Source organism: Thermogemmatispora aurantia (assembly GCF_008974285.1).
Taxonomy (GTDB): Bacteria; Chloroflexota; Ktedonobacteria; order Ktedonobacterales; family Ktedonobacteraceae; genus Thermogemmatispora; species Thermogemmatispora aurantia.
Map to the genome: position 1 here is coordinate 1199042 of NZ_BKZV01000001.1, position 11075 is coordinate 1210116.

The 11075-nt window shown below is 56.6% G+C and carries 9 protein-coding genes; 6 read left to right on the forward strand and 3 right to left on the reverse strand.

Annotated features, from left to right (window positions below; translation table 11 throughout):
• Positions 1-14: 14 nt before the first annotated feature.
• The 3 genes from KTAU_RS04675 to KTAU_RS04685 form a co-directional block, all read right to left on the reverse strand.
• Positions 15-944 (reverse strand): J domain-containing protein, encoded by a 930-nt coding sequence (locus tag KTAU_RS04675; RefSeq protein WP_151727244.1) that lies wholly within the window; start codon positions 942-944, stop codon positions 15-17.
• A gap of 291 nt (positions 945-1235) precedes the next feature.
• Positions 1236-2351 carry a methyl-accepting chemotaxis protein gene (locus tag KTAU_RS04680; RefSeq protein ID WP_151727245.1) on the reverse strand — a complete coding sequence of 372 codons (1116 nt, stop codon included), beginning with the start codon at positions 2349-2351 and terminating at the stop codon, positions 1236-1238.
• A 193-nt stretch (positions 2352-2544) separates the two neighbouring features.
• Positions 2545-3051, reverse strand: a complete 507-nt coding sequence (locus KTAU_RS04685) for a hypothetical protein (RefSeq protein WP_151727246.1) — start codon at positions 3049-3051, stop codon at positions 2545-2547.
• 523 nt (positions 3052-3574) lie between these two features.
• On the opposite strand from KTAU_RS04685, the gene KTAU_RS04690 reads away from it, so the two are divergent.
• From KTAU_RS04690 to KTAU_RS04715, 6 genes are all read left to right on the forward strand, one after another.
• Positions 3575-4438 (forward strand): class I SAM-dependent methyltransferase, encoded by an 864-nt coding sequence (locus KTAU_RS04690; RefSeq protein ID WP_151727247.1) that lies wholly within the window; start codon positions 3575-3577, stop codon positions 4436-4438.
• Between the two features lie 360 nt (positions 4439-4798).
• Positions 4799-5590 carry an ABC transporter ATP-binding protein gene (locus tag KTAU_RS04695; protein WP_151727248.1) on the forward strand — a complete coding sequence of 264 codons (792 nt, stop codon included), beginning with the start codon at positions 4799-4801 and terminating at the stop codon, positions 5588-5590.
• Positions 5591-5691: 101 nt separating this feature from the next.
• Positions 5692-6477, forward strand: coding sequence for an ABC transporter permease (locus KTAU_RS04700; RefSeq protein ID WP_170293061.1), 786 nt, complete (start codon positions 5692-5694; stop codon positions 6475-6477).
• A 1197-nt stretch (positions 6478-7674) separates the two neighbouring features.
• Entirely contained in the window at positions 7675-8547 is an 873-nt protein-coding gene (locus KTAU_RS04705; protein ID WP_151727250.1) for an SAM-dependent methyltransferase, read from the forward strand.
• A 257-nt stretch (positions 8548-8804) separates the two neighbouring features.
• Positions 8805-9887, forward strand: a complete 1083-nt coding sequence (locus KTAU_RS04710; RefSeq protein ID WP_151727251.1) for an ABC transporter substrate-binding protein — start codon at positions 8805-8807, stop codon at positions 9885-9887.
• Between the two features lie 327 nt (positions 9888-10214).
• Positions 10215-11075: ABC transporter substrate-binding protein (locus tag KTAU_RS04715; RefSeq protein ID WP_170293062.1), on the forward strand; the 861-nt coding region annotated here is incomplete at its 3' end.

An 11075-nucleotide genomic window follows, 5' to 3' on the forward strand; every position in this document is an offset into this window, starting at 1 on the left:
TCGGCCTCCCTCCCTTAGTGGATGAGAGTGGTCAGCGCCATGAAGCTCAGTGCCGCAACCACCGCGAGAAGGAAGACCAGCGCCAGGAGAAAAGAGAGACCACGCCGCCGCGCTGCCGCTGCGCGCTCCCGCTCAAGACGCGCATCCTCAGCAGGGCACCATTGAGGACGGGCGCAATAAGGACAGAGCGGAAAAAGCTCGTAGGGTTGACAGAGTCTGCCCCCACCATAGCGATAGCCGCCGATCTCATAGCGAATCTGCTCACTCTCGAAGACAGCCCGACAGTGAACACAGCGCAACAGCAGATATTCCGTCCAGTCATAGGCTTGACAACGTGGGCAGGCCACTCTCTGCGTGGGAGCCAATACTGTTCCCGCGGGCGCAGACCAGCGATGGTGGCAGCGATGGCAATAGCAAACATCACCCTCTGGTGTCCCTACAGCCGTCGAGAGCCGCAAGTGGAGCGCCCCATCTTTGCGAGCCTGGCCACCGCTGACGCTGCCGCGCAGCAGCCCCTGCTCTCTCAAGGTGGCCGCCTGCTTAGCGTCCAGACTATAGATGATCTGGCCTAGATAGATGGTCGCCGGGCCATCCAGCGCGGGGAAATCATAATGGCGTTGGCGATCGCGACGGGCCTGCGGAGAAACCTCAGCTTTAGTCGCTTTGGTAGAGGTGGAGCCTTTACCCTCCGCATGCGGAGAGTGATCGGCTCTTGCCAAGCCAAGCTGCTGCCGGCGACGCTCATCGTAGGCTCGTCTTAGTTCAGCATCGCTGAGCGTCTGATAGGCCTCCAGAATCAGACGCATGCGCTCCTCAGCATCCTCGCCCTTATAGACATCAGGGTGATAGCGAAGCGCCAACTTTTTGAAAGCAGCCTTGATCTCAGCAGGAGAGGCGCCGGCCTCTACCCCCAACACAGCATAGTAGTCGACAAAAGAACTCATCGGGTGCCCATCTCAGCATCCAGCTCGTGGAGCATGCCGCCCGGTTTTTTTCTAACGGTACGTATGATACCACAGAGAAGATACGCATGAGCCATGCCTTTGTTTCAGTTCCAGGAGACCGACCTGGCCCAGAGAGGATCTGAGCACAGTGGCGTCCAACGAGCATCAGCCGCGCAGGCGCTATCAAGCCGGTCGTCATGCCGCTTCAGGTGGCACTGGACCAGGGGCCGCAAGAGACAACAGGTAAGCAACTGGAGGAGAATCCAGTCCTGGTCAGGTGCAAGGCAGTCTTCAGAAGCGCTCTTCGCCGGTGTTCCACATCAGCTTTCTGGGATCGTCAGGCGAAAACTGCGAGAGAGGGGACGAGGTTCCCCGCGAGCGACCCTCATCCTCGCGCAGCTGCTGAAGGGCCAGCACGGTCTCCCGCAAACGTCTGTTTTCCTCGCGCAGCTGATAGAAGCCCTGCTTCATCTTCTGTAGTTCAGCAGAGTCTTGATGCAAGCGTTGCATGCGAGCCAGCAAGTTATTGAGTGAGCCAGAGATCTGCCAGAGTACATTGTCGCCTGTGAGCGGAACGCGAGCGCTGTAGTCACCGTTGGCCACCCGGGTATGGGTCTCCACGATTTTCTGAATGCTGTTTTCCAGCTGCTCCTTCTGCCGGGCAGCAGCCTCAGCCTGCAGAGCCAGATCATGCTCCAGACGAGCGATCTCTTCCGCGCGGTCGGCACGTGCTAGAGCGTGTACTGTGCTGCTAACCCAGACATAGGCCACGACCGAGATGATTATCTGGCTGATGAGGATAGGGCTAATGATGCCGGTGAAGTTGATTTCAAGCATACCCATCAGCTCGGGTGTTTGGGGGAGCTGAGTCAGGGCCAAGAAGGTAAAGAGACAGTTGATCAGAGCGACTACGAACACCCACCAGGGGGCCAGGAAGGAGACGGCACAGACCAATGGCAGGATCAGCATGCCAAAAACCGGCAGATCCATCATATTGATGCCGCCAGGGGTGGTCACAATATCGGCGATGGGGAAGAACATAAAGGTCAAAACCACAATGAAGCCGGCAGCATTGACAAAGCCGAGACGGTTCAGAACCGTCGCAATAACCAGCATAAAGAAACAGGCGATGACAATGGGCACCAGGTAGAAATTGGTGCCGAGAAAGCCGGCAGGAAGAGCTACAATAAGCAGGAGGTAGAGGGCAGGCAGGATCTGACTGCCAGTCCGCCCGCGCCGAAAGAGTTCGCGACGCTGGAAGGAGGCCGAGGCCGGCGGCGTCGCAGGAGAGGCCAGCCGATACCACCAACGCAGCCAGCGGTTCTCACGGTGGTCGGAGGCCAGATAACTGGGCACTTCCGCATCAGTACTCTGGGTATCGAGATCAGCAACGGTGATCCTTTTCATAGGGAAGCCTTTCCTTCCTTGTTTTCGCAAGACAGGTAGAACTGAATAGCTGGGCAACCAGCAAGGAAATATGCATTGGGAAAGAAAAGCGCATCAGACACCTTTCTCCCAGAAAGCCATCTCTGCTTAGGAAGCTGCGTCTTTGTCCTGGCAGTGCCAGCTCAGCTGATCGCGAGATCTCCCTCTCACGGCGCTACAGACGGATCACGCCGATCGCCTGGAGATCACGCAGAACAGCACGCACCGCCTCGGGAGAGGTCGAGAGAATCTCAGCGATTTTCTCGACAGAACGGGTTCCGTCAGCTAGAGCAAAGACCATGCGATGCATGCGCGACCAGCCAACCATCTGCCACTGTTCCAGATGCAGCAGGCGCTGCGGGAAAGCTGAGGGCCCTGTGGGCGTGTTTCTCACCTGCCCGGGCACAGCATGCGACTCAATCGGAACTTCCTCTTGAGGGATAAAAGTCCAGTCGAGCTTCCCCAGGCGTGCGAGCTTTGGCGAAGCGTCCTCCTCTTTCAGACGCCGCCCACTCTTGCCAACGAAGAAGCAGGAAACAATCTGCCCTGCACGTAGAATGATCTCAACACGGCATGGCTCCGGCATCCCCGGGACTCCCGAGGGGAGATCGGCATAGAGGAGTCCGGTTTTGCGATGTTCGCGCATGACCTGTTTCATCGTCTCAAAGTCCAGGCGATACATCGATCAAGGCTCTTCCTGTTGCAAACAAGGAGCCAGGAGCCTGGCACAATCAGGCTCCTGACCTTCTTCGATTCACAGAGCTCCACAATTCGGGGAAAGACGGTAACCGCTTCCTGGTGCTGCTTATAGGGTTCTTCCCACAGAGCCGACTCCTCGCTTAGTTATTTTAACAGATGATGGCATCCTCAAATATTAAGATTATATAAAAATGCCGGGCAAATATTGCATAAATCCTTAGAAGGTACTATCCTTTCATAGATAGAGATGCCCGGTTCTTTAGGGCCTTCTACCCAGTGAGGTATTGACAGGGCTTTATATCATAGATCCAGTGAAAGATATAAGTCAAGCTCTTCAGTCATAATAAGCTCTTCCATTGAGGGCCTCCCGGTGATGCTAACGGCTAAATATGTGACAGCGCTTATTAAGCCTTTCTCACTATATAATTTTCCTTGTTTCTGACAATAGAGGCGATTAGCTCTAGATTGTGACAGAAACGACACACTGGGAGAACCCTGTGATAGATATGCTTGATTCGACACACCAGCGCATCAGCGTGACCGCCTTCTTGAAAGCGGCAGCACGCGCCGTCGAGAGCCAGCGACCAGATCGTCTCTTCGACGATCCTTGGGCCGCTTTGTTGGCCAGCCGTGAGGGATTCAGCATTCTCGAAAAAGGGGAAGATCGGGGCGCTTCGATCGTTGTACGTACACACTATTTCGATGAGTGGCTACAACGCTTGACCCACGAGGAGGGTCTGCGCCAGATCGTGCTCCCCGCCGCCGAACTCGATAGGCGAGCTTTTCGCCTCAGCTGGCCCCCAGCTACCCGTTTCTTCGAGCTTGACTTACCCGCAGTGGTCCTTTATAAGGAGGCCCGGCTTCAGGTCCATCAGGCTCAGCCACGCTGCCAACGCACGATTCTGGCCGTCGACCTGACCTCCTCCAATTGGGAAAACCAGCTGCAGCAGGCTGGCTTCCAGCCGGCGCTTCCTTCGGTCTGGCTCGTGGAAGGACTCTTCTTCTACCTTCCCCTGGAGCAGACTCGCCAGCTGCTCGCCCGCCTGAGCCGCCTGGCAGCCCCAGGGAGCTGGCTCGGCTTCGATGCGATCCAGAGCGCGATGCTCCCTTCTCCTCTGACCAGCTCTCGCATCCAGCTCACAAAGAAGAATGGGGCTCCCTGGATCGGCGCCATCGATGACCCGGTCGCACTCCTGGCCTCCTTGGGCTGGCAGGCCAGCTTTGTGCCCAACGCACGCACAGGGTACGAGTATGGACGAGCGATCTTTCCTTTCATTGCCCCCGCGGTCCTCAACGCTGAGACCGAGAAGCTGTATCACATGCTCGTTACCGCCAAACGCTTGCCTTTAGAGGAGCCACCAAGACTATAAAGAAAGGATACGCAAGGAAGGAGTAGTAAGCTCGCTCGCCAACCTCTGCTTAGCCTCTACGAGTGGCCAGAGGACACGGTCCAGCAGAAGACTGGAACTGCACTTCATGAGGAAAAGCTCGCGTTACTGCTTGCCCTGTCATTGGCCAAGGGGTGCCATGCCATCAGTCCAGACCAGATAGACAGGATGAGATCGACAGCCACCGGTCTGCTCTGTCGCAGGCTTAGCGACTTATCAGGATGCTGGCCCTAGATGTCGACCGTTGTGGCCAAGGGTCATGCAAGGGCACAAGGGTGCCTGGCCTGGAGAGTGAACGCTGACAATACTTGCCACTCTTCCAGGTTCTAAAGGAGTAGCTCAATGAGCACTGTCATACATATAGAACAGATTAGTAAGTCATTCATTCGGAATGATCGAGAGATAGTAGTTTTGCACAATGTGAACCTTGAAATCGAGAGCGGGAGCTTTGTCGTGCTCGCTGGCCCAAGCGGCTGCGGCAAGACGACGCTCCTCAATATCGTCGCTGGCCTGCTGCCCCCCGACTCCGGAACGGTCTACTACAAGGGGGTTCCCATCAGTGGGCCCCGACTGGAAGTCGGTTACTTGACTCAGAAAGACACCCTGATGCCCTGGAGAACGGTCGAGCGTAATGTCGAGATGCCTCTGGAGATCAGGGGAATCGCTGCTTCGGAGCGACGCCGGCGCGCTGCCGAGTTCATTCGCCTGGTCGGACTGGAGGGTTTCGAGAAGCTCTATCCTCACGAGCTTTCGGGCGGCATGTTGCGCCGGGCCAGTCTGGCTCGGATGCTGGTGACCCTGCCTGAAACGCTTCTGATGGATGAGCCTTTCGGCGCGCTCGATGCTCAGTTGCGTCTAGAGCTGCAGAATGAGCTGCTCTCGCTCTGGTCCAGGCAGCGCTCCAGCGTGCTTTTTGTGACGCATGATCTGGAGGAGGCCATTATCTTGGGTGATCGTGTGGTGGTCCTCGGCACAGGAGGCCACATCATCGCAGACGAGCCGATTGCCTTGCCGCGCCCACGGGATGCCTTCCATATCCGCTTTCGTCCGGAGTTTACCAACCTGCACCGGCGTCTCTGGGATGCCCTCATGGAGTCCCGTCTGCAAGTGCAGAGGCAGGAGGTAAGGCTATGAGCCTGGTGAACCAGTTCAGGTCAGAGCCGTCGAGGCCTGTTCTTGTTGGGCCCTCCGCTTTGGTCAGACAGGCCCAGCAGCGCAAGCAGCGTCAGCAATGGTTGATCTACGGGTCCCGCCTGCTGCTAGTGGTAGGTGTGCTGCTCTTCTGGCAATTCGCCTCGGGGACGATTCTTGATTCTTCCTTTCTAAGCAACCCGTTAGCCATTCTCCGCCAGACCATCACCTGGCTCAGCGACGGGGACCCCTGGTATGAGAGTACGCTCATCATTAATACCGCGGTGACTCTGGAGGAAACGCTGCTCGGCTTGTTCTTCGGCGTCGCGAGTGGTTTGCTCTTGGGATTTCTTTTCGGTCTACAGCCGACACTGGAGCGGATCTTTAACCCGTTCATCATTGCTTTGAACAGCATCCCGAAGATTGCCCTGGCACCGCTCTTTATTCTCTGGCTGGGGATCGAGATTCCGATGAAGGTCGTGCTGGCAGCTGTGACAGTCTTTTTCCTGATTTTCCTGAATACGCTCAACGGCGTGCGCAATGTCGATCAGCACCTGGTCGATGCGGTGCGCCTGATGGGAGGACGGCAGCGTGATGTGATCTTCAAGGTGATCCTTCCTTCGGCTACTGGTTCGGTGCTGACCGGTCTGCATGTGGCCATCCCCTATGCCTTGATCGGGGCTATTGTGGCGGAGCAGATCGGGGCCAACCACGGCATCGGCTATCTGATCCAGTCGTCTGGTGAATCCTTTAATGCCGCCGGCATCTTTGCCGCGCTGCTGGTCCTGACACTCATTGCAGGATTGCTGAATGCGATCGTGAACCTTATCGATCGAAAGACTTCCCATTGGAAGGCTGGCCTCAAGCTCAGCAGCGCTGATCAATCCTGAGAAACAGCGTGGAGGAAGACGTTGCTTTTCTCCCGGGAGCTGCTGAGCACGCCTCCCTGCCGATCGGAGAGAGGCAATGAAGCGATCTCGGAGGCTGTGTGTTCTGGGGCCATCGAGGTGAGGTGGCTCGGCCGTCTACTCACCGCGGCCATTCTGGCCTCTCAGGTTGATCCTGATATTAGGGTGATCGGTCAGCTCCAGGTCGGTTTGGCCGGCGCGATTACTGGCAGTAACAAGCTGCAGCAGGAGACAGGCTTAACCGAAAGTAGCCCGCTGGCGGCTAAGGCGAAAGCTCTCGTCGGCAAGAAAATCGGTGTCGTCTCCACTACGGGACTCACCGGGGCATTTGTCGCCTACCTTCTCCACCAGTTTGGTCTCGATTTCAAAAAGGAGGCAACGCTGGTTACACTCGACCCAACGGTGGCCAGTGCGGTCGGTCACCGCGCTGCAGGCTGGAGACGTCGATGCACTGAGTTTCTTCGAGCCTGTTGGCGAAACCATCGGGTCTCAGGCCCCGGGACATATCTGGATCAGTCCGCTGAAAGGGGCAGTTCCTGAGCTGGCCTGGCCGGCCAGCTGAAGCCTGTCTTCTATGCTAAGACCAGTCTCATTCGCGCCAAGCCCAAGATTATCAGAGCGCTTGTGCGCTCGATCGCAATGGCTCTGGCCTTTATGCAAAAGTACCCGGATCAGGCGATGCGGATTTTGCAAAAGTATACCCAGGTTGATGCTAAGACAATAGCAGCGGCCAAGGAGGTTCTGCAACATGCTTATCCAGCTACGCCAGTTGCAGATGAACATGCCTATGACGTAGCGGTAGCTTTCGATATCAAAGCAGGTCTGATTACTAGCGCTCCGCCTTATCAGCAGCTGGTAGATACTCAGACTGCTGTCCAGGCACTGCAAGGTTTCAGATCCAGCGTGAGGAGCAGGTCTTGACCGCTCATCGCTACGGTTCTGCTGTTCGATCTGAAGTGACTCAGTTTCATCTTTCAGCCTGTCTTGCGCGAAACACTCATCCAGAAGTTGCTCTTCTGCCAGAGCAGGACACCATGACCAAAGGCTGCAGATGAAGGGTTGAGGATCTATTTGCGAGCTGCTTATGTCCGGCTGAGTGGTTGATCGGATGGTAGGCAATCGTCCTCTGCCGGCGTTCGAGCGCCTGAATTTTTCTTGAGGAGAAAAGGAGACTCATTGATGTCCGAGACAGCTTATTCGTCAACGCCCAAGGAGCTTATTGGTCCAAGCGCTTTTATGACCGCCGCCGTCCGCGCTTTCGAGAGCCGACGACCGGATCGCCTCTTCAATGACCCCTGGGCTGCCGCCTTGGCTACCGAGGAAGGGGAAAGACGTCGGCTCCTGATTAAGGATCACGGGGCCCCCATTATTGTCCGCACACGCTTCTTCGACGACTGCTTAGATCAGCTGGTACATGAAGAAGACATCAAGCAGATCGTCCTCCCTGCCGCAGGGCTGGATACCCGTGCCTTCCGTATGGAATGGCCAGAGGGGACACGCTTCTTCGAGCTGGATCAGCCAATGGTCCTTGAGTACAAAGAGGAGGTCTTACAGAGGCACGGTGCCCGCCCCCTGTGCGATCGACGTAGCCTGGCCGTTGATCTGGCAGCTTCAGAATGGCCGGACGCTCTCCTGCAGGCCGGCTATGATCCCAGCCTCCCCGCGATTTGGCTGGTAGAAGGGTTACTGTTCTACCTCTCAGAAGAACAAATCAGGAACTTCCTTAGCCAGGTTAGCAATCTGGCAGCCCCCGGCAGCTGGCTTGGCTTCGATTCCGTACACAGCGCTATGCTCAAGTCTCCTTTGCTGGAGGTACGCACGAAGCTGGTCGCCAGCCTAGGCTCTCCCTGGCTCGGCGCTATCGACGACCCTGTATCTCTGCTTGGCTCTTATGGCTGGCAGGCGACCGTCGTCTATAGCGTCTACAAAGCGCTCGAGTACGATCGACCTGTCTTTCCTTTTATTCCCAAAGAAGAACTGACACCCGAGCTGCTGAACCTTTATCATCTATTTGTTACTGCGAGGAAAGAAGGTACTCGCACCGGAGAGTAAGGCAGACCTGGAGACTAGCTCCAAATCAGGCAGCCAGCCCGCTTGACGAGCGGAGCGAGTCTTCCAGTTGGAGCAGGCAGCTGAAACAGCCTGTTACCTGGCCGTGAGCATACAGTCCAGGGCTGGGAGCAAGGTCTGGACAAGTCGGTTTCTTAGACCGGCAGGTCAAGATAGGCTTGGGCTAGACTTTGCTCACTTCATTAACCCATAGCCGAGGTCAAACTCGGGAATCCTGATACCGGAGGATAAAGAGAGTTATGCAATCCCTTGGAACCAGATTTTTCTGGTCCGTCTTGAGCCTGCTCATTTTGATAAGCGTCATGCTCAGTGGCTGCAACCTGAATTTGGGAGCTAGTAGCGCCAGCGACGATATGAAGCTGAAGGTGGCCATCGACGCCTTCTCCAGCTCCTTCCTGCCCGACTTCGTCGCTCTCGACAAAGGCTATTTCCAGGCTCAGGGCCTCACCGTCTATCCTGTTCCCTTCCAGACTGAGCCAACCAGCCCTCAGATGGCCGAGGCTATCCACTCCGGCGCCATCGACGTCGCCATCGGCGGCCTGGTTACCGAAGCCTTCCTCGTTTCACGCATCGATGCCGACCTCAAGGTCATTGGTCAGCTGCAGGTGGCTTTCCCCAACGATATCATCGTCAGCAATAAGTTCCTGCAGCAGACCGGCCTCTCCGAGAGCAGCCCCCTGGAGGCCAAGGTCAAGGCCCTCGTCGGCAAGAAAATCGGCGTCGTCTCTACCACCGGCCAGACTGGCGCCTTCGTCAGCTACCTCTTCTATCTCTTCGGCCTCAACGCCAGCAAGGATGCTACCCTCGTCCCTGTCGGCAATAATGTCTCCTCCGCCATCGCCGCTCTCAAGTCGGGCCGCGTCGATGCTCTCAGCTTCTTCAAGCCCACGGGCGAGGCCGTCCAGCTCCAGAAAGTAGGCCGTATGCTGATCAGCCCCTTGCGCGGCGATGTCCCTCAGCTGACCGGCCATCTCAATTCCGTCTTCTACGCCAAGGCCAGCCTCATCCGCGCTAAGCCCAATACCTTCAAGGCCCTCGTGCGGGCCATCGCGATGGCTCTGGCCTTTATTCAGAAATATCCCGACCAGGCTGCCAAGATCTTGCAAAAGTATACCCATATCAGCGATCAGGCCGCTACCGCTGTCATGCAGGATCTTCGCAGCTCCTACCCATCTTCTCCTATCGTTGATCAACAGGCGTATAACGTGACTGCAGCCTTTGACATTAAGGCAGGTCTGCTATCAGCTGTTCCACCCTTCAATGCGATCGTTGATACAGATACAGCTGCTCAAGCGATGCAGGGCTTCACGCCTGTCGTCTAGCCTCATTGGCCAGGCTTGGGCTAATGAGTGAGGGCTATTTATACGGGCCAATGGCAGTGAGGTGGTAGAGAAGATCTTTCTGGAGGCTGCCGCTCCAAGAATATTCTGGCCCTAACTACGCGCTATCTTTGTAGCGGCAGCACTCCTTAGTGGATTGACAATTTTCTATTTCTCTCAATGAGATTTGGGAGGAAAGTCATGCAACCCAGATCGCAGAAGCTGCTGAGGAATTCTCTGCTCATGCTGTTTCTTACGCTGCTTTTGCTCAGCGTTACAGCATGTGGCTCCAGCTCTGGCACCAGTTCTGCTACAAACAGCCAGGACGATATGAAGCTGAAGGTGGCCATCGACGCCTTCTCCAGCTCCTTCCTGCCCGACTTCGTCGCTCTCGACAAAGGCTATTTCCAGGCTCAGGGCCTCACCGTCTATCCCACTCCTTTCCAGACTGAGCCAACCAGCCCTCAGATGGCCGAGGCTATCCACTCCGGCGCCATCGACGTCGCCATCGGCGGCCTGGCTACCGAAGCCTTCCTCGTTTCGCAGATCGACTCCGATGTCAAGGTCATTGGTCAGCTGCAGGTGGCTTTCCCCAACGATATCATCGTCAGCAATAAGTTCCTGCAGCAGACCGGCCTCTCCGAGAGCAGCCCCCTGGAGGCCAAGGTCAAGGCCCTCGTCGGCAAGAAAATCGGCGTCGTCTCTACCACCGGCCAGACTGGCGCCTTCGTCAGCTACCTCTTCTATCTCTTCGGCCTCAACGCCAGCAAGGATGCTACCCTCGTCCCTGTCGGCAATAATGTCTCCTCCGCCATCGCCGCTCTCAAGTCGGGCCGCGTCGATGCTCTCAGCTTCTTCAAGCCCACGGGCGAGGCCGTCCAGCTCCAGCAGGTGGGGCGCATGCTGATCAGCCCCTTGCGCGGCGATGTCCCTCAGCTGACCGGCCATCTCAATTCCGTCTTCTACGCCAAGGCCAGCCTCATCCGCGCTAAGCCCAATACCTTCAAGGCCCTCGTGCGGGCCATCGCGATGGCCCTGGCCTTTATTCAGAAGTATCCCGACCAGGCTGCCAAGATCTTGCAAAAGTATACCCATATCAGCGATCAGGCCGCTACCGCTGTCATGCAGGATCTTCGCAGCTCCTACCCATCTTCTCCTATCGTTGATCAACAGGCGTATAACGTGACTGCC